The organism is Calditrichota bacterium (genome assembly GCA_014359355.1).
Classification (GTDB): Bacteria; Zhuqueibacterota; Zhuqueibacteria; order JANLFK01; family Oleimicrobiaceae; genus Oleimicrobium.
Genome location: JACIZP010000267.1, coordinates 1 through 18,777 on the forward strand (window position 1 = coordinate 1; position 18,777 = coordinate 18,777).

Sequence of the window (18,777 nt, forward strand, 5' to 3'; positions counted from 1 at the left end):
GTATCGTGAGCAATACCAGATGCGCCGCGACCCCCGAGGGCGTGCCTACTACTGGCTCACCGGCACCAAGGTCGACCCGGAAACCGACGAGTCGATTGACGACGGGGCCATTCTGCAAAACAAGATCTCAATCACGCCCATCCACTACGACCTCACCAACTATGCCTTCATCGAAGAGTTGAAGCGCTGGCACATTGCCTGGAGCGGGGGGAAAGATGGTGGGTGAGGAGTTCATCTTAGTTCTGGATTTTGGCTCGCAGTACACGCAGCTGATCGCGCGGCGCATCAGGGAGGTAGGGGTCTACTCCCGTATTGTGCGCTACGACGTGCCGGCAGAGGAGGTGCAAAGGCTGGGGCCGCGGGGGCTAATCTTGTCCGGTGGGCCTGCCTCGGTCTTTGAGCCTGGTGCCCCGCACCCGGACCCGGGTATCTTTTCGTTGGACATCCCCATTCTGGGGATCTGTTACGGCTTGCAGGTGACTGCCCACCTGTTGGGCGGCAAGGTCGCTCGTGCTGCCACGCGTGAGTATGGTCATGCTGAGCTCTTCGTGGACCAGCACGATGAGCTCTTCGCAGGCCTGGGGGGGCGCCAGCGCGTGTGGATGAGTCATGGCGACCAAGTGGTCAAACTGCCGCCCGGCTTTCAGGTGCTGGCGCATACTGTCGATGCACCAATTGCGGCGGTGGGCGACGCGAAGGGGAAAATCTACGGTCTGCAGTTCCACCCGGAAGTGGTCCACACCGCAAAGGGCAGGGAGATCTTGTGGAATTTCCTCCATCGAGTGTGCGGATGCGCGGGAGGCTGGTCGGCCGGCTCTTTCATCGAACAGACGGTGGCCAACATTCGCCAGCAGGTGGGCGACCGACGTGCCATCTGTGCCCTGAGCGGCGGCGTGGACTCGTCCGTGGCGGCTGTGCTCACGGCCCGCGCCATCGGCAAGCAACTGACCTGCGTGTTCGTGGACACCGGGCTGCTGCGGCAAGGCGAAGCCGACGAAGTGCGGGCGACCTTTTCGCAAGGCTTCCCCTTTGACTTTCGCTTCGTCGATGCCTCGGAGCGTTTCCTCAGCAAACTCCGGGGAGTGACCGATCCGGAGGAGAAGCGGCGGGTCATCGGGGCCGAGTTTATCAGCGTGTTCGAGGAGGAAGCGCGCCGCGTGCAAGGGGTGGAGTTCCTTGTGCAGGGTACCCTCTACCCGGACGTGATCGAGAGCACCTCCACCCGGGGGCCGTCGGCCAAGATCAAGACCCACCACAACGTGGGCGGTCTCCCGGAGAGGATGGGGCTGCGTCTGATAGAGCCGTTGCGGGAGCTTTTCAAAGACGAAGTGCGGCAGGTGGGGCGTCAGTTGGGCCTGCCGGAGAGGTTGTTGGGCCGGCATCCTTTTCCTGGACCAGGACTGGCCGTGCGCATACCCGGCGAGGTGACCCCCGCAAGGGTGGCTCTCTTGCAACAGGCCGACAAGATCTTCATTGACGCCCTGCGCGAAAGCGGCTGGTACGACCGGGTGTGGCAGGCGTTTGCTGTGCTGCTGCCGGTGCGCTCAGTGGGGGTGATGGGCGATGAGCGCACCTATGAGGCGGTGGTGGCCTTGCGCGCAGTCACCAGCCAGGACGGAATGACCGCCGATTGGGCGCGCTTGCCCCATGAACTCCTTGCGGCCGTGTCAAATCGCATCATCAATAGCGTGAGGGGGGTGAACCGCGTAGTGTACGACGTCAGTTCCAAACCCCCCAGCACGATCGAGTGGGAGTAAGAGACTGCTCAGGAAGGCAAAGAACCAGTGATGGGGGCGACATGTGCGGCATAGTTGGCTACGTCGGAAGGCGCCAGGCTGTGCCGGTCTTGTTGGATGGCCTGAAACGCCTCGAATACCGGGGCTATGACTCGGCCGGTCTGGCGGTTGTGGACCAGGGAAGCCTCTGGTTCGCCAAGCATGCGGGGAAGGTGAGCGAGCTTGAGCATCGCATCGGCGATAAGCACCCATTGGGCACGGTGGGTATTGGGCACACCAGGTGGGCCACCCATGGGATCCCGAACGAGACCAATGCGCATCCCCACACCGATTGCCACCGGCGCATCGCCGTGGTCCATAACGGCATTGTCGAAAACTATGCCGTCCTGAAAGCGGAGCTGCAAAAGGCTGGGCATACGTTCCGCAGTGACACCGACACCGAGGTCATTGCCCACCTCATCGAGGCCTTTTACGGAGACAATTGCACCCTCGAGGAGGCCGTCCGTGCCGCCCTGAAGGTGGTCAAAGGGACTTACGGGCTGGCGGTGGTTTCGGCCACGGAGCCTCACACGGTGGTGGCGGCGCGGCAGGGGAGCCCGCTCGTGGTCGGCGTGGGCAACCAGGAATTCTTCGTGGCCTCAGATCTTACTCCTGTGGTCCCGTACACGCGCAATGTCACCTATCTGAACGATGGGGATGTGGTGGAGCTGCGCCCAGACGGGATGGTTGCCCGCACGCTCTCCGATGTGGTGGTCGACTGCAAAGTGGAAGAGGTGAGCATCGACCTGGAGCGCATAGAAAAGGGCGGCTACCCCCATTTCATGCTCAAGGAGATCATGGAGCAGCCGCAGACGATCATGGACACCATGCGTGGCCGCATCCTGGAAGAGGAGGGCACCGCGCGCCTCGGGGGCATTGAGCACGATATCGATTCTCTGCTCTATGCGCGCCGCATCCTCATCACCGCCTGTGGCACATCGTGGCACGCGGCGCTCATCGGCGAGTACATGTTCGAAGACCTGGTGCGCACACCCGTGGAAGTGGAATATGCCTCCGAGTTCCGCTACCGCGACCCCATCATCGACCGCGACACGGTGGTCATCGTCATCAGCCAGTCGGGCGAGACGGCCGATACCTTGGCTGCGGTGCGCGAGGCCAAGCGCAAACGGGCCAAGGTCTATGGCATCTGCAACGTGGTCGGCTCCAGTATCGCTCGCGAGACCGACGCTGGCGTGTACCTACACGTGGGCCCCGAAATCGGCGTCGCTTCGACGAAGGCCTTCACCTCTCAGGTAACCGTGCTGGCGCTGATGACCCTCCTGTTGGGGAGAATGAAGAGCATCTCGAACACCAAGGGGAGGGAGATCGTCGCCGAGCTGAAGGCCCTGCCGAGCAAAGTGGCGCGCGTGCTGGAGAACAGCGACTTCATTCGTGAGATCGCCCGCGAATACCTGGATTGCAGAAACTTTCTCTACTTAGGGCGGGGCTACAACTTTCCTGTGGCGCTGGAAGGGGCTCTCAAGTTGAAGGAAATCTCTTACATCCATGCCGAGGGGTATCCGGCTGCGGAGATGAAGCACGGGCCCATTGCTCTCATCGACGAGGATATGCCTGTGGTCTTTCTGGCCCTGAAGGATTCGACCTATGACAAGATCGTGAGCAACATCCAGGAGGTGAAGGCGCGGCGAGGCAGGGTGATCGCCATTGCCAGCGAGGGGGACACCGAGATCGCCTCCCTTGTGGACCATGTCATCTATGTGCCGGACACGCTGGAGTTCCTTTCGCCGATCGTCACCATCATCCCCCTGCAGCTGCTTGCCTACCACATGGCGGTATTGCGCGGCTGTGACGTGGACCAGCCGCGCAACTTGGCAAAGAGTGTGACAGTTGAATAAGCTGAGGAGCCTGATGAACGCTATGCGCGACCGAAGAATCGGTGTCTGGCGCTTGCTGCTGAGTGTGGTGCTCACCGTTGCCGCGGCCCGTGGCCTGGCGGGTCGGTCTGGCTCGTCAGGGTCGTTGCTTTGGCAGCAAGTCCAATACTCAGAGGACGCCGAAAAATCGTTCAGCGAGGGGCTCATTCTCTACCGCAACGGGGAGTATGAGCAGGCGCGCCTCCGCTTCGCCGCGCTGGTGGCGGCAGTGCCGGCGAGCCAGAGGGTCACCGCCGCCTACCTGATGTATGCCAAGAGCCTGCAGAAGCTCGGTGCCTATCGCGAGGCAAACCAATACGCCCAGGAACTTGTCGACCGCTATCCATGGAGCAGCTACGTCGACGACGCCCATGCGGTCATGGCCTGGAACTGGTTTTATTTGGGCAATGCGTTCGAGGCGGCCAGGGAGTACATGCTGGTCCTGGACGGGAGCCAGGATGAAAGACTGCGTGCGGCAGCGGCCAGACAGTTGGACGCCTTGGCCAGGGCCCATCTCTCGCTCGATGAGCTGAAGAGGTTGGAAGTGGACTATGCGCGGGAGCGGTCGCGGGCGCTGCTCACCATCAAGCTGGCCGAGCGCGAGTTGCAGAGTGGGCAGCGGGAGGATGCTCTCAGGCGCCTGAAGCGCTTCGTGGAGTTGTACCCAAGGAGCCAGCAGTCGAGCAGAGTACGTGCGCTTCTGGAGGCAGCGCAATCGGAGACCGCAGGTCGCGCCAAGGTTGGGGTCATCCTCCCCTTGAGCGGCTACTTTGGCGAGCAGGGCAGAGCAGTGCTGCGGGGCATGCGCTACGCGCTGAGAGAAGTCAACGAGCAGGCAAAGCCTGCTGTAGAGCTGGTGGTGCGGGATTCCGAAAGCGACGCAGTCAAGGCAGTGCTCGCCGCTCAGCAGCTTGCCATGGATCCGGCCGTACTGTGCGTGGTGGGGGAGCTGGAGGGCAGCGTGAGTGCGGCGATAGCCACCGCTCTGGCTCCCAGGCGCGTGCCCCTGTTGATCCCCGTGAGCACCGAAAACGGTCTGACGCTGGTAGGGGAGGGAATTTTTCAACTCAATGCCGACCTGGACCGTCAGGGCAGCCAGCTGGCGCGCTACGCAGTGCAAGAACTCGGCCTGCGCACCTTTGCTACCCTGGCCCCACGCGATCGCTACGGCATGATGCTCACCGATGCCTTTGTGCAGACTGTGGACGCGCTTGGTGGCGTGGTCGTTGCCCAGAAGTGGTACTACGAGGGCGCCGTGGACCTCGGGCGCCAGTTGGCAAGCATTCGAGAGCAGGGGCTCAGGTCTGCGCTGCAAGCGCAGCTTGCCAAGCAGGGCCGCACACCCACCGGCGCGGAGTTTGAGGCTGCGTGGCAGCAGGAAGTGAGCGCCTCGCGCGCCCACTCCGAGGAAGGTAAGTCGATGTTAGAGTCCACGGAAATAGTAGCCACCGGAATTGATGCGGTCTTCTTCCCGATTTACAATGACCATATTCCCGTGGTGGTGCCGCAGTTTGCTCTGCGCAACATCAAGGCGCAGGTCCTGGGCGGGAGCTACTGGGACGACCTGGAACAGCTGCGGGCCAATCGCGACCACGTGGAGGGTGCCATCTTCGTTGCCGCTCATCACATCGACGAACGGAGCGCCGAGTATGCTGCCTTCCGCGACGCGTTTCGCCTAGCGATGGGGACCAGCCCGGGCGAAATGGATGTCTTTGGCTACGACACCATGCGGCTGATTCTCAAAGTCATGGGCGACGGCGGCATATCCCGCGATGCGTTCATGCGGGTCATGCAGGGGGTCAGCGATTTCCAGGGGCTGAAGGGCACCATCTCATTCCGTGACGGCACGCGCGTGTGCAACGACGCTGTGGTACTCCAGTTTAAGAATGGCACGATCGTGCGACTCCGCTGACGGGCCATGGCGGGGCACTGCCCCGAAACAAGAGGAGGGAAGACATATGGAAGCAACATTGAAGAAGCTAGTGCTGGCGGGAATCGGCGCCGTGAGCCTGACCAAGGAAAAAGTGGAGGAGTTGGTGGACGACCTGGTCAAGCGGGGCGAGGTCGCCGAGGCGGACCGGGCAAAGTTCGTCAAGGAGGCCGCCGACAAGATTGACGCCTACTCCCGCCAGGTCCGCGGGTGGATCGACGAGGAAGTGGGCAAAGCAACCGAGAGGCTCAAGCCAAAGTTCCAGAAGGACATCGAACAGCTCAACGAACAGGTGCAGGCGATGCGCAACGAGATCGCTGAGCTGCGCAAAGAAATTGCCTCACTCAAGAAGGCTTGAGCCAGGGGGCGCCGGCAGTCCATGACTCAGACCAACCACCGGGGCCAGAAATGGCTTGCAAATGGTGCGGCAGAGTGGTACATTTTCCCGTGCTGCAGAAAGTCAGGCTTTGAACAGAACAAGTGGAGGCACCATGCGGAACAGAGTGGTTGTCCTTGTAGGATTGGTCGTACTCGCGGCGGCTCTGCCGCTGCTTGCGCAGACCAACACACAGTCGGTGCGGCTCTTCCAGTCGTACTTCTTTGACTCGCCCATTGCCAAGGCGCCCTATGGTCAGGCGGGGTTGGTCTACTCCGATTACGAGGGTGGCAGCATCTTCAGCGTCGGCCCGCAGGGCGGGTTCCCCATCAACGACAAGATCGAGGTGGAAGGGGCACTCTCCTATGTGAGCTCGTCGCCGGAACATGGTGATGGGCAGTCGGGCATCTCCGACCTTGAGGTGTATGGCCGCTACAATCTCGCCAACAGCAAGCAGTTCAACGGCTCCGTCGGCGCCATGGTGACGCTGCCCATTGGCTCCGAGGATATTGGCGCCGGCAACCTCAACTTCGGTGGCTTTGGTGCGCTGCGCTATGCCTTGCAGAATGGCATGGTCATCACCGGCACCCTGGGCCTCATCTTCTACGAGACCACCACTTACGACGTGGACTTGCAGACCGGTCGAGTCGAAGAGAAGACTTCTCACGAAAACTACCTCAACCTTGGCGCCGGAGCCATCTACCCGCTCAGTGGCCTCCTTCACCTTGTGGGCGAGTTGGTGATGCACACAGAGGGAGACTATATGCTCCTGAGTGCAGGTGCCGACTACAAGGTGGGCAACGGTCGCCTGCGGGGTGCCCTGGGGATTGGACTGGACGACGGGGCTCCTGACCTGCAGCTTATGGCCGGCTACGCCATTTCCTTCTGATTGCTACCGCATTCCGGAGTATCTGAGGGCCGTCAGCTATTGACGGCCCTTTTGCTTGTCCACCGGGGCCGGGGGCTTTTTTTGCTTGCTTAATTGGTTTTATTGTGTAAATTTTCCACCGCTTGAACGCGGCGCTCTGACTGTTGCTTCAGATGCGACTGGGAAGGCGTCACCTGGCATGGAAATGTGAGGAACCCATGGACGAAGCGCACAAATCGAACGATAGGGTCTGTCCAGTTTGCCAGAATCGCACCGCGAGGCGCATTTCACGCAAATGGTGGATGCGCCTACTGCGCCACAGCAGGTACTACTCGTGCTCGCTCTGTTCTTCCAAGTTCCTGACCACGGCGGATGAGCGGATATTCGTGCTGAGGAACGGCCTGCTGCGTGGACGGAAGGCACATGCGGCAGAACTGTGGGCCACCGAGGCAGCCGATGCCCTCCCAAAGGAGCAGGTGCCCCAAGCAGCGCAGGACGATGGTGCTCAGGCAGCCCCGGCCGGCGATTTCCGTCGGCTGCGCACGCAGCTGCTGCTGGATCTCCGTGGCGAGCTTGTTCCCTGGATGCGCAAGCGCTTCTGGATCGCCATGGCGGTAGGGGTGGTCCTCGGGCTTGTGCTGATTCATTTGACGGTGCGGGCGATGTTGACAAGCGAGTTCCGTGCAGCCATGAGTAAGGCAGCGAAGGCGGAGCAAGCGGCACAGGAGCTGCAGACGCAGGCTGCATTCTACAAGGAGTTGGTGGGCGAGCTGGATGCCCAGATTCGCAAGTCAGAAGATGCCCTGCGGCAAATGGAAGCACGGATCGCTGCCATGAGTGGCGCGGTCGGCGTGGTTCCCCCGCTGCCAGCGTCGCGCAGTGGGGCATCTGAGGCCCTTATGGGGGATGAGGCCAATGCCAACGGGACCTCACTGCTGGAGGAAACCGCCAGAAAGCAGCTGATGCAGGAGAATGCAGCCTACAAAGTGATCGTGTTTGCCAGCAGGGGGCAGGGTGACCTCCTGGCGCAGAAGGTAGTGGAGCGACTGCAAGCCGACAACTACCGGGTGGCGAGCGTCATTCTTCCCCCGTCTGAACAGGGCCGGGCGCGCGTGGAGATGGAATGCACGATTGAGGCCGCGCAAAAGGCCAAAGAGGTGCGCGAGGTCGTGACGAGGCTGGCTGCTCTTCTGGGGCAGGGAAGCAGAGAGGTGACTCTCCGATACAACATTGCCGAAGGGGTGACGGCAGGCCCCCCGGAGAAACGCGAGATTCGCATCTTCTTCTAAGCTTCATCCGCACCAGAAAAGGGAGTTCCAAAGGGGTTCCGCGGCTCAGCATGCCCTGGGAGCAATCGTGGGGTATGGTGGACGGGTCACTCGCGTTGCCGCGGAAGGAGTGAAGGTCACGTTTTTGTGCGGTGGGCCGCTTTGCTCGGAGAAGGCTGGATACAGAGGCCGCGACGGGCATAACCAGTCCTCCTCTGCTCACCGGGAAAGACCTAAGGAGCAATGCGTAATTCCGACTACTCTCGTGAGCTTTGCAAGGAGCTTGTGCAGATAGCCCAGCAGGCTGAGTTGGCAGTGGGCTATCATCCTCTCCGCTACGATACCGACGATGTGTTGAGGCTGGAGCTTACCACCGTTTGGCCTGAGCAGACCTGCAGCGCATGCTTTCGGATTGTGAAATTCGTGGGCGGGGGATTTGCTGGGCAGGTGTACAAGGCAGTGTTGGAGGAAGTCGACGGGCCCGACAGTAGCGTGCCTGGCCTTGCACCCGGGCGCGTGTACGCCCTGAAGATCTTGGTGCCTCCTTCGCGCTTCTCTCGACATTTCCGCGACTTTGTCTACTGGTTGGGCTTTCAGGCGCCGTTTAGTGCGCAGGTGAGCGCTGCTGCGTGCCGCGCTGGACTGCTGTGGCAGAAAATTGTGCGCCAAGCTGCTGCGCACGAGTTTGGCGAAGAGACCCGGGTTGTGGACGTGTATGCTTCGTTCTTTGAGCCGGGCCTGCACGCGTACGGCGAGGTGTTGGAATGGGTCGATGGCCGCGTCTGGCGTCTGGAGCCGGATACCCGCCTGCGCTTGCGCCGCAAGTGGAAAAAGATATGCCCAGAAGAAACCGGTAGCCCGGAGTACGTGGCCAAAAGGCAGTTCATGGCCAGGTTTGTGCAGCTGCTGCATCGCATGGGCGGCCACGAGCTGGCGCGCCAGTACGAATGGTGGACGATGAAAAGCCAGCCCAATGTCTTGAAGCGGCTGGATGCCGATAACCACCCTGCCGCGGGGCTCTGCGCCGTGGATTTCCGGGCGGGGCTGGCGGTCCTGCCGTTCCTGCCCATGAACCCGCGGGACGTGACCCTCATTTTTGAGGGGCTGGCACGTGGCTCGCTGGTGCAGTTCGACCGCTGCAACTACCAGCAGCTGCGCACCTATGCAGCGGCCCTTGACCAGCGAAACGGCGAGCTGCTGCCACTCATCGACGCATTTGAGCGCTATGACCGACAGTACCGGCGCTCCATGCCCGATATTGCCCACCATGGCCCGCGGCTCCTTTTCGATGGCGCGCTCCGCAGGGAGGTTCGTGAAGGGCTGGTGCAGGGCTACCTCGTCAAGGAGCTCGTCGATGCGGAGTTTGCGGAACGTCTGCGCAGTTCAGCCTGGCGCTTTGCCCGGTTCTACGTGTTGGGTGCAGTACCCCTGCTCGGTCGGCTGGTGCGCCGCCTATGGGGCAATAGCTCCTACCGTGCGCACGTGCGACAAATGCTGCAGGACCACGACTACCTGCGGCGGGCCCTCAGAAGTGGCGTAGCGGCGAGGCTTGTGGAGTGGCACCGCAGCGGGCGCAGCGGCGAGCAACGCACGCGTACGCTGCTTTCCCACCCATGGCTGTTCTGGCTGCAAAGAATCACGTTAGGGTGGCTTCCTCCCCGCGTGCACCGTATGGTTGCGGAACCGGGCTACGTCGTGGCGCGAGTCCGCAATGCCGTCTCGTTTCTCCGCTCCTTTTTCCGCGACGCGGCGTTCCGGGAGAAGTGGTTCACCGACATGGTGGAGGAAGGATACCAGGAAGGGATGTTGGACGAGGGCGAGCGCCAGACCATCTTAGCCCATGTACGCGACCCGTTCATCGTCAAATACCTCAAGTGCCTGGGCGTGCACATGGCCACCTTGCCCGTTACGCAGGTGGTCTCAGTCATCGTCGGGAGTGTCCTGGCGGTGTCGGCGCTTCTTGCCGGTGCCTCCTGGGCGAATGCTCTGGCCCGCTTCACCCTGGCGGTGGGCTTTTTTCAAGTGGTACCTATCTCTCCTGGCTCTCTCTGCCGAGGGGCTTACGTGGTGTACCTGATGGCAAAAGAGCGAGACTTCCGGAGTTACATGGTTGCAGCTCCGGTCTCGTTCGTCAAATACATTGGCTACTTAGCGTTCCCATTCCAGATGGTCACCACCTACCCGGCTTTGGCGCGATTCATGGCGAGCCGTTGGGCCACCAATACGGTGCGCATCATACCCGTCTTTGGCGAGAAGGGAGCCTTGCTGGAGCACCTTGTCTTCGATTTGTTCTTCAACGTGCCGCGCGTGCTCGCGCAGTGGGCCAAGCAGCGCATGACCGCTCTACTGACGGCATGGCTCGTGATTGGACTTGCCCTCTTGGCGGCAGCCTTCTGGTGGCAACGGGTGCCGGTAACGAGCTCCACAGGCATCAATATTCTCCTGGCGGTGACGGTGCTCTTTCTGCTGCCCAGGCTTCTCTTCTATCCGATGCTTCGCCAGCAGGAGAGGAAGTGAGAAAAGCGGATGACTGACAGAGTGCGTGAGGGAAAAGCGGAGGGAAGAGTGCACCAGTACCAGGAAAGAAAGGTGGCGCCAATTGTCGGCCTTACCTGCGACTACAGCCCAGTGGACGACGATCGGGGCTTTTCGCGCGGGCATGACCTTTACTTCGTCAATTGCGACTACGTGCGGCCGCTGAGCGATGCGGGTGTGGCACCGGTGGTCCTGCCGTCGGTCGCTGACCCGCTGCTTGTGGCAAGCTACGTTTCCAGGATGGACGGGCTCCTGCTGACTGGAGGGGACGACATCGATCCAGAAGCATACGGCGAAACGCAGCTTGACCCGCGCTGGAAGACCGACCGACAGCGGACGGTGTTCGAGCGGGTGCTCATCGCCGAGGCGCGCCGCGCGGGATTGCCGATTTTTGGCATCTGTCGCGGGTGCGAGTCCATCAACGTGGCTTTGGGCGGCAGCCTGTACCAGGACATTCCAACCATGATTCCTGGGGCCGTGCAGCACCAAGCCGCGGGAAATCCGCTTGGCGCCAGACACCGCGTGCGCATAGCTGCCGATTCCCAGCTTGCCCAGATTCTTGGGTGCGTGGAGACAGAGGTCAACTCCTTCCACCATCAGGCCATTCGGCGAGTGGCTGACGCGGTGCGCGTGGTGGCATCCGCACCCGACGGCGTGGTAGAAGCCATTGAGGTGCCAGAGGACTTTTTTACGATCGCGGTGCAATGGCACCCAGAGCGGATGAGTGACGACGAGCGGCAGCGCGCGCTTTTTGCTGCGTTCCTCGACGCCGTGCGGCGAAGGGCGCACGCCAGGAGGTAAGCGAGCGAGGAGCTGATCAGGCAGAGGGAGCTGCGCATGGCCAGGCAGGAACGGTTTTCTTCGCGCTGGGGATTGGTGGCAGCCGCCTTGGGGATGGCCATCGGCACCGGCAACATCTGGCGTTTCCCGCGCATCGCGGCAAAGAATGGGGGCGGCGCCTTCCTCATCCCCTGGCTACTGGCTCTGCTGCTCTGGTCCATCCCTTTGCTGATGGCCGAATCGGCAATCGGCAAGGCCACGCGCCGCGGCACGGTCGGCGCATTTGCTTCCCTGACGGGCCGACGAAGTGCCTGGATGGGCGGGTTTGTGGCACTGTGTACGGTGGCCATCATGTGCTACTATTCGGTGGTCACCGGCTGGTGCCTCAGATACCTGGCGACCGCGTTAGCCGGCGGGTTGAGCGGGGTCGACACGCGCCTTTATTGGGAGACCTTCATCGCTCACCCCTGGCAACCATCCCTTTTTCATCTTGGTGCCATGGCCATAGCGGCTGCCATCCTTTACGGCGGTGTGGCAAGAGGAATCGAGCGGGTTAACAAGGTGCTCATACCCTCCCTGTTCGTACTCTTAGCAATCGCTGCCGCTCGCGCCTTGACTTTGCCAGGAGCTGTTGGCGGTTTGGAGTTCTTTTTCCGGCCCAGGTGGAGTGTCTTGGCCCACTACCGCGTGTGGCTTGAAGGCCTCACGCAGTCTGCCTGGAGCACGGGCGCCGGGTGGGGGCTGTTCCTGACCTACGCCGTTTATTCGCGGAAGCGCGAAGATGTGCCGCTGAACTCGCTGATCGTGGGTTTTGGCAACAACAGTGCCTCACTGCTCGTGGGTCTGGGCCTTTTTCCGGCGGTGTTTGCCTTGGCCCCTGGTCTGGGACTTGAGCCGGGCGAGGTTCTCCGCGAGCCGGGTCCGGCCAGTACCGGCATGGCCTTCCTTTGGGTACCCAGGCTCTTCGCCGTGTGCCCAGGTGGCAGATGGCTGATGGTCGTCTTTTTCCTCGCCCTGAGCATGGCGGCAATTACTTCCCTCGTTAGCATGTTGGAGTTAGCCACCTGCAACCTGGTAGATGCAGGGATGAGGCGGCGCACGGCGGTCAGCGTGGCGGCTGGTTTCGGCTTCCTGGCTGGCCTTCCCTCGGCCTTCCACCTTTCCTTTCTTGAGAACCAGGATTGGGCATGGGGATTGGGCCTGTTGGTGTGCGGGTTCTTCTTCGCAATTGCGGTGAACCGCTACGGCGTGCAGAGGTTTAGGGAGGAGCTCATCAACGCTCCGGGTGCAGGGGTGCGGGTCGGGCGCTGGTGGGACGTCTTGCTGCGCTTCGTGATTCCTGCCGAGTTCGTCGCGCTGGTCGCCTGGTGGTTCTATCAGTCCATCGTCGTGTTCGAGCCCCAGTCCTGGTGGAACCCGCTCCGGGCTTTCAGCTTGGGCACCTGTCTGGTGCAATGGGGCATAGGCATTGGGGTGCTCCTGGTCGCGAATAGATTCCTTGCACGACGTTTCCTGGGTGGAGGGGACCGGATATGAGTGCGCTCGGCATCGCGATGATGGTGATCATGCTCGGCGGAGTGTGGGGCACATTTGCCTACCTCTTGGTGCGCGTGAGCAGGGAGCAGGATGAGGCCGCGGAGGGAGAAGAGGAGTAAGGCGGAAGAGCGGAGATTCCAAGGGAGGCACGATCGTGGACTACTGGGAGGCCCGGGCGCAGATCGAACAAGGGACCATCGGCAGCATCTACCTTTTGCTGGGCCCGGAGGATTTTCTTGCCGAGGATTTGCTGCGGCGGCTGATAGGCAGCCTGTTGGAACCGGGCGCCGAGCAGTTCAACCTTGACGTCTTCTACGCGAGCGAGGCGGATGCTGCGAGCATGGTCAACGCCGCCTCTGCCTACCCCATGGCGGCGACCCATCGTGTCGTGGTGGTGAAGGAGGCGGAGCGGCTGACTTCCGCAGGGCTGCAGTTGCTGGCCTCCTATGCGCGGCGACCCTGCCCCACCACGTGCCTGGTGCTGATGGGCGAGTCTTTGGACCTTCGCCGCCAGGGGGCACGCGTTCTGCGCGAGCAGGCGACTCTGGTGGAGCTGAAGGGGTTAAGGGACTCCCGCGCCCAGGCGTGGGTGAGGAGCTATCTCGCCGAGCAGGGGGTGTCCATTAGCGAAGAGGCCCTGCGCCTCCTGCATGCGTGCACGGGCAATTCACTCCGCGCCTTAGCCAGCGAGCTGACCAAGGTGTTGATGAACATCTACCCTCGCACTGCCATAGCCGAGGATGACGTGGCGAACACCATCGGCGTGACCAGGGGATTCACGGTCTTTGAGCTCTGCGACAGCGTGGGCAGGAGGGACCTGCGCTCCGCGCATCTCATCCTGCGCCACCTGCTCGAGGCGGGCGAAGCGCCGACGGCTGTGCTCGCCAGCATAGCGCGCCATTTCCGGCTCCTGACCATTGCCCGCGGCCTGGCCGGGCGCATTCCAGCTCCCGAGCTTGCCGAAAAGCTGGATGTTCCACCTTACTTCGTTGACAAGTACGTGGAGCAGAGCAAGAGGTTCACGCCGGAGGAACTGCGTGCGGCCTTCGAGCTGCTGCTGACCACCGACAATGCGTTGAAGACTGGCGCCCACAGGAATCGGGGCCGTTTGGTGTTAGAACTATTGCTGGTGCGGCTTGTGGGCGAGCGCCAGCCTGCCACCCGCGCGGCAGTGCAGTGACCAGAACACAAGAACTGCGGCCCGAAGGACAGACCCCGGAAAATCTGCGGAACTTTGTTTTCCGCATGGCCGTTAAAGTAGCGTGAATGCGACCATGACAAAAGAGAACAGAGCAGGGTTGCATCCCACTGACGAGGAATTGATCGCCAAGTTTCAGAACGGCGACCTTTACGCTTTCGACGTGCTCGTCCGGCGGTACAAGAACCAGCTGATGAACTTTGTCTGCCGTTTCGTCGGCAACCGCGAGGAGGCCGAAGATATTGTTCAGGACACGTTCGTACGCTTGTATCGCAACAAGCATTCGTACCGCCGCATCGCCCGTTTCTCTACGTGGATTTACACCATCGCGGGCAACTTGGCCAAGACGGAGTTGCGCAAGCGAAAAGGGCGCCGCCTGCTTGCCATCTCCCAACTCGGCTGCGAGGACAAGGACTATGAGATTGAGGACAGCGCCTTCGATCCGGAGCAGGAGGTGGACGGCACCATGAAGGGGGCGATCATTCAACGTGAAATTGACAGGCTGCCCCCCAAGTTCCGCGAGGTCATCATCCTGCGCGACATCCAAGAGCTGTCGTATGAGGAAATCAGCGAAATAATCAAGGCGCCGTTGGGCACGGTCAAGTCCCGCGTGAACCGCGCGCGGCTCAGGTTGCAGAAGCGTTTGGAGGAAATAGCCGCCAATTGACGCAGACGGTCGGCGGTGGGAAGGTGCACGAGGCAGGAGGAACTGTCTGGTAGATGGCTATGGGTAATTGCGACGACTTTGTTTCGCTCATCATGGACTATGTCGATGGGGAACTCGGCGGGAGGGACCGCCAGCGATTGCTGGAGCACCTGCGGCAGTGCGAGCATTGCGCATCCCAGGTGCAGAAGCTTCGCCTGTTGCGGGTGCAGCTGCGCAACCTTCCGCGCGTGTGTACCTCCCCAGGATTCGACGCGGGCCTTCGCGCCCGTCTCCGTGCTGCTGAGCGAGCGCGGTGGCGCAAGGTCTTCGCCGCGCTGCCCTTTTCTTCGTGGCGCGTGCCTGCCTTTGCGCTGGCGGTGGTTGCCCTCTGCCTCGCGGCATTCGGTGCTCTGCTCATCTTCCGCCACGGCCAACAATTGGCCTCGTCGCGCGAGGAGAGCGCCCACGCTCTGACGGTCGACGCGACACTCGATGACAGCAGCGGGGTGTGGGTCAACTATGTGCTCGATTCGGTGCCCATTGACGCGGTCCTCTTGGGCAAAGGCGTCCCGCTGAGCTCGCAGCCTGCGACCGGCCCACTCTCGGCAATGGACAGCCTCGAGAGGACGGGGATGGCACCGCCCGCGAGCCTGAAGCCTCGCCTTGTGTCCTTCTGAACGCGTTTCTGCAGTCCGCCCCCAGGTTTTCATACCATGAAAACTGCCGCCGTCACATTTGCCTCATGCTTTTGGCTCGCTGTGCCGGTGGCACTGTTGGCACAGACACAGGCCCCACTGCTCAGCGAGTTGGAGCGCGACCTCGCTGCATTAGTAGATGAGGCCAAGCCCTCCGTGGTCTCGGTTGCAGCGAAAGTGATTACCTGCTATGAGGAGCGTCGAGAGGGAGGCCTTTTTGGTCTGTGGGGTCAGAAGAGGAGCAGACGCACGGTCACCCTCCACAACGTGGGATCAGGTCTGGTGGTGGACGACTCCGGGCATGTGGTGACCCGCACCTCCGTTGTGGCGGACGCGGAAGAAATTGTGGTGCGCCTGTACGACGGACGCATGGTGCCAGCGAGTTTTGTCGGTGCTGATCACGCTGCAGGGCTGGCGGTGATCCGCATTCCGACAGTGCCGCGCGTCGCCCGCCTTGGGTCCACGCAGAACCTGCGCTCCGGCTCATGGGTGACCGTGATCGGCAGCTCCTTGGGCATGTCGCCCAGTGTCTCCTTCGGTCTGGTGGACGGCCTCCGCGACGATGGGCTCATGCAGCTTTCTGCTTCGGTGGCGGCTGGCAGTGCCGGAAGTCCGGTCTTCAACACCAGAGGCGAGGTCGTGGGCCTGGTTGCTGCGGCAGTTGGCCCTCGTGGCCATGCGCGTTCCTTGCTTGCCGCAGGGGACGCGCCAAGCTACGTGCTGGCCTACCCAATCGAGCAGGTGCGAAGCGTAGTGCAACGCATCATTGAGCTGGAGAGCGTGGGCGACGGCTGGCTGGGGATCACCGTCATGTCTCGTGACTCTTCGGACAGACCCACGGTGACGGCGATTGTCGAAGGTGGTCCGGCTCACCAGGCGGGCGTGCGCGAAGGGGACATTCTCCTCCGCTTCGCCGGCAAAGAGCTCGCCGGCAGCGATGATGCTGCGCGGGCAGTGCGTGCTACTGCGCCGGGGTCCACCGTTACGCTGGAGGTGGAGCGCGAGGGGCAGCCGCTCTCCCTCCGGGTGACCGTCGGGCAGCGGCCAGCCGCTCCAAAGGTGGCAGTGAGGGGGAGCTTCATGCCCGGGTGGCCGATGCCGGAACAGCACCTCGCCCCGACCACCATCGGGCCCGCAGATCAGCGCACCCTCGAAGAGACCGTGCGCAGACTGCAACGCCGCCTGGGGGAATTGGAAAAAGAGATTCGCTCCCTCCGCCGCTCCTCACCGAAAGAATAGGGCGCTTCACATCATCTCCCTGGCAACGCTCTTTTCGGTTGTTTCTTTAACCCTGTTTTTGTATATTCGCCACCGGTCGCTCGCTCCCGGGCAGTGTGTAATTTCGGAAAGGATCGGTCAGCATAGGGAGCGCGCGGCGCAAGAAGTTACGGAGGAGAATAGATGGGCAAGGATAGAAGCTTTGCCACGAAGGTGGCGAAGGCAAAGATGGAATTTGGTAAGCGCTGCCCCAAGTGCGGCGAGCTCTTGGCCCCCCATTTGGTGGTAGTGAGCGAACAACGGGGCCGCAGCGGCGCCTGGCGGTTCACCGAGCGGGTGGTCGGCCTGTGCAAGTGTACGCAGAAGGAGATTCTTGGCTGAGCCCAGCGCGGTGAGGAGCCCGCATCCGTGGCAGTGAGCGCGAAGAGACTCGTCTTGGCCACCCGCAACCTGGACAAGGTGCGGGAAATGCGGCAGGTGCTGGCCGATGTTGGCTGGGAGGTCCTCTCGCTGGAGCAATTCCCTGGGGCGCCCGAAGTGCTCGAAGACGGCACCACAATCGAGGCCAATGCCATCAAGAAGGCATTGGCCATCGCCCAGCATACGGGTCTTGTCGCGCTGGCCGACGACACCGGCTTGGAAGTGGCTGCCCTGGGAGGGGCTCCCGGAGTATGTTCCAGTCGGTATGCGGGACCGGCTGCCACCTACGCCGAGAACGTGCGGAAGCTCTTGCGTGACCTGGATGGCGTGCCAGAGGAGCAGCGTACTGCCCGCTTCCGGTGCGTGATCGCGATTGCTGAGGGCGAGCGCGTCGAAACGGTGGAAGGGGTGTGCGAAGGGCGCATCACCACGGCGCCAAGGGGCAATGGTGGGTTTGGCTATGATCCGGTTTTCCTGGTGCCCGAGCTCGGACTGACGTTCGCAGAGATGCCGCTTGAGCAGAAAAATGCGCTCAGCCATCGGGGCAAGGCGCTACGGGAAGCGAAAGCGCTGCTTGCCACATGGCAGACCCATGAGCAAAGGGGATAAGGTTTTGCGGAGTAACTTTGGCGGAGCCAGGTGATAGAGGCCAGCCGTTAGTATATCAGCAATAAGACGACGGGGCGTGGCGCAGTTCGGCTAGCGCGCCTGCTTTGGGAGCAGGAGGTCCCGAGTTCAAATCTCGGCGCCCCGACCACGAGGCAACGTGGCCCCTCCGTGGCAGCCAAATAGAAGAAGAGCCCCGCCCTGTAGGGAGCGGGGCTCTCGCGTTCTTGACCTATGCCTGCTGGGAGGAATTCAGCAAATTGCCGCCACCTGTGCGCAGGGCAGGGGTTGGGCCGCCAGACTCTTTTCAGAACTCCACCGTAACGCCAAGCTGCACGGTCAACAGGTCTGTGGCTGACTCCTTGATGTCATAGACGAGTTTGTCGTCCACTCTCTTGATGGAGCCCTTCTTCAAGTAGCGCGCGTCTCCGCCCACCAGGTAACGCACGCGGGTGTCGACAAGCAGGTTCCAGATACCGGGTTTGCCCGATTTGCTTACTTTTTGGCCCTCGTGCACCTTCACCATGATCCCGGCACCGCCGCCGTAGCTCACTGCGGTGTCGCCCATGTTGTTGGTGCTGATCTCACCATCATCACCGTCACTGTGCCATCCGTCTACTTCCCTGATGCTCGTGTCGGTGGTGAGGTGATTGAGGCCGAAAGCTGCCTCCAGGTACGGCCGCACCGGGCCGTTCTTGTGCTGAACCCTGGCAATCAAGTGCGCCTGAATGATCGCGTTGGTAGTGGTCACGTCCACCGGGAAGTCAGCAGTGCTGGTTTTGACAATCTCCCTTCTGGTTTCGGACCCGTAGATGATGAAGCCAACGGCTGCTCCGACCCCAAACGGTGTGGTCGCCGGCGAGTAGGCAAAGTCAAAACCAGCCGCTCCGCCCAAGCTGGCGGCGTTCTCCTTGAACTTGCCCTGCGGGAAACCGAGCAGAATGTTCCCCGAACCCTGGAAGTTCGTTTGGGCGGCACTGCTCCCCAACGCGATGAGAACCAGGACAGCGGCCAGTCCTTGCCACTTGGTGTTCTGCATAGTCTTGCGCTCC

General features: G+C 61.8%; 17 protein-coding genes and 1 tRNA gene. 17 read left to right on the forward strand and 1 reads right to left on the reverse strand.

Going from position 1 to position 18,777, the window contains the following annotated elements:
- The 17 genes from H5U38_11760 to H5U38_11840 all read left to right on the forward strand — a co-directional run.
- Positions 1 to 226, forward strand: a 226-nt coding sequence (locus tag H5U38_11760) for a 5'/3'-nucleotidase SurE (GenBank protein ID MBC7187699.1), incomplete at its 5' end; no start/stop codon positions are given.
- Positions 216 to 1,757 (forward strand): glutamine-hydrolyzing GMP synthase, encoded by a 1,542-nt coding sequence (gene guaA / locus H5U38_11765; protein MBC7187700.1) that lies wholly within the window; start codon positions 216 to 218, stop codon positions 1,755 to 1,757. The genes H5U38_11760 and guaA, both read left to right, overlap by 11 nt.
- 41 nt (positions 1,758 to 1,798) lie before the next feature.
- Entirely contained in the window at positions 1,799 to 3,631 is a 1,833-nt protein-coding gene (gene glmS, locus H5U38_11770; protein MBC7187701.1) for a glutamine--fructose-6-phosphate transaminase (isomerizing), read from the forward strand.
- A 22-nt stretch (positions 3,632 to 3,653) separates the two neighbouring features.
- On the forward strand, positions 3,654 to 5,561 hold the full coding sequence (locus H5U38_11775; protein ID MBC7187702.1) for a penicillin-binding protein activator: 1,908 nt from the start codon (positions 3,654 to 3,656) through the stop codon (positions 5,559 to 5,561).
- A gap of 46 nt (positions 5,562 to 5,607) precedes the next feature.
- Positions 5,608 to 5,937, forward strand: coding sequence for a phasin family protein (locus H5U38_11780; GenBank protein ID MBC7187703.1), 330 nt, complete (start codon positions 5,608 to 5,610; stop codon positions 5,935 to 5,937).
- Positions 5,938 to 6,070: 133 nt separating this feature from the next.
- Positions 6,071 to 6,844 (forward strand): hypothetical protein, encoded by a 774-nt coding sequence (locus tag H5U38_11785; GenBank protein ID MBC7187704.1) that lies wholly within the window; start codon positions 6,071 to 6,073, stop codon positions 6,842 to 6,844.
- A 281-nt stretch (positions 6,845 to 7,125) separates the two neighbouring features.
- Positions 7,126 to 8,112 carry a hypothetical protein gene (locus H5U38_11790; protein ID MBC7187705.1) on the forward strand — a complete coding sequence of 329 codons (987 nt, stop codon included), beginning with the start codon at positions 7,126 to 7,128 and terminating at the stop codon, positions 8,110 to 8,112.
- A 222-nt stretch (positions 8,113 to 8,334) separates the two neighbouring features.
- The gene (locus H5U38_11795) at positions 8,335 to 10,608 is read left to right on the forward strand and encodes a hypothetical protein (protein MBC7187706.1); all 2,274 of its coding nucleotides are present in this window, start codon (positions 8,335 to 8,337) and stop codon (positions 10,606 to 10,608) included.
- Positions 10,609 to 10,617: 9 nt separating this feature from the next.
- Positions 10,618 to 11,427, forward strand: a complete 810-nt coding sequence (locus H5U38_11800) for a gamma-glutamyl-gamma-aminobutyrate hydrolase family protein (GenBank protein MBC7187707.1) — start codon at positions 10,618 to 10,620, stop codon at positions 11,425 to 11,427.
- Positions 11,428 to 11,463: 36 nt separating this feature from the next.
- Positions 11,464 to 12,942, forward strand: a complete 1,479-nt coding sequence (locus H5U38_11805) for a sodium-dependent transporter (GenBank protein ID MBC7187708.1) — start codon at positions 11,464 to 11,466, stop codon at positions 12,940 to 12,942.
- 154 nt (positions 12,943 to 13,096) lie between these two features.
- The gene (gene holA / locus H5U38_11810; GenBank protein ID MBC7187709.1) at positions 13,097 to 14,122 is read left to right on the forward strand and encodes a DNA polymerase III subunit delta; all 1,026 of its coding nucleotides are present in this window, start codon (positions 13,097 to 13,099) and stop codon (positions 14,120 to 14,122) included.
- 94 nt (positions 14,123 to 14,216) lie between these two features.
- On the forward strand, positions 14,217 to 14,807 hold the full coding sequence (locus tag H5U38_11815; protein MBC7187710.1) for a sigma-70 family RNA polymerase sigma factor: 591 nt from the start codon (positions 14,217 to 14,219) through the stop codon (positions 14,805 to 14,807).
- A 53-nt stretch (positions 14,808 to 14,860) separates the two neighbouring features.
- Positions 14,861 to 15,463, forward strand: coding sequence for a zf-HC2 domain-containing protein (locus H5U38_11820; GenBank protein MBC7187711.1), 603 nt, complete (start codon positions 14,861 to 14,863; stop codon positions 15,461 to 15,463).
- Positions 15,464 to 15,559: 96 nt separating this feature from the next.
- A complete protein-coding gene (locus H5U38_11825) occupies positions 15,560 to 16,720 on the forward strand; it encodes a trypsin-like peptidase domain-containing protein (GenBank protein MBC7187712.1) in 1,161 nt (386 codons plus the stop codon).
- 162 nt (positions 16,721 to 16,882) lie between these two features.
- Positions 16,883 to 17,080, forward strand: coding sequence for a hypothetical protein (locus H5U38_11830; protein ID MBC7187713.1), 198 nt, complete (start codon positions 16,883 to 16,885; stop codon positions 17,078 to 17,080).
- Between the two features lie 33 nt (positions 17,081 to 17,113).
- Complete coding sequence (locus H5U38_11835) at positions 17,114 to 17,728, forward strand: XTP/dITP diphosphatase (protein ID MBC7187714.1); 615 nt, start codon at positions 17,114 to 17,116, stop codon at positions 17,726 to 17,728.
- 70 nt (positions 17,729 to 17,798) lie between these two features.
- Positions 17,799 to 17,876, forward strand: a tRNA-Pro gene (locus tag H5U38_11840).
- A gap of 156 nt (positions 17,877 to 18,032) precedes the next feature.
- Here H5U38_11840 and H5U38_11845 read toward each other — a convergent pair.
- Positions 18,033 to 18,777 (reverse strand): hypothetical protein (locus H5U38_11845; protein ID MBC7187715.1); only part of this gene is annotated, 745 nt, incomplete at its 5' end.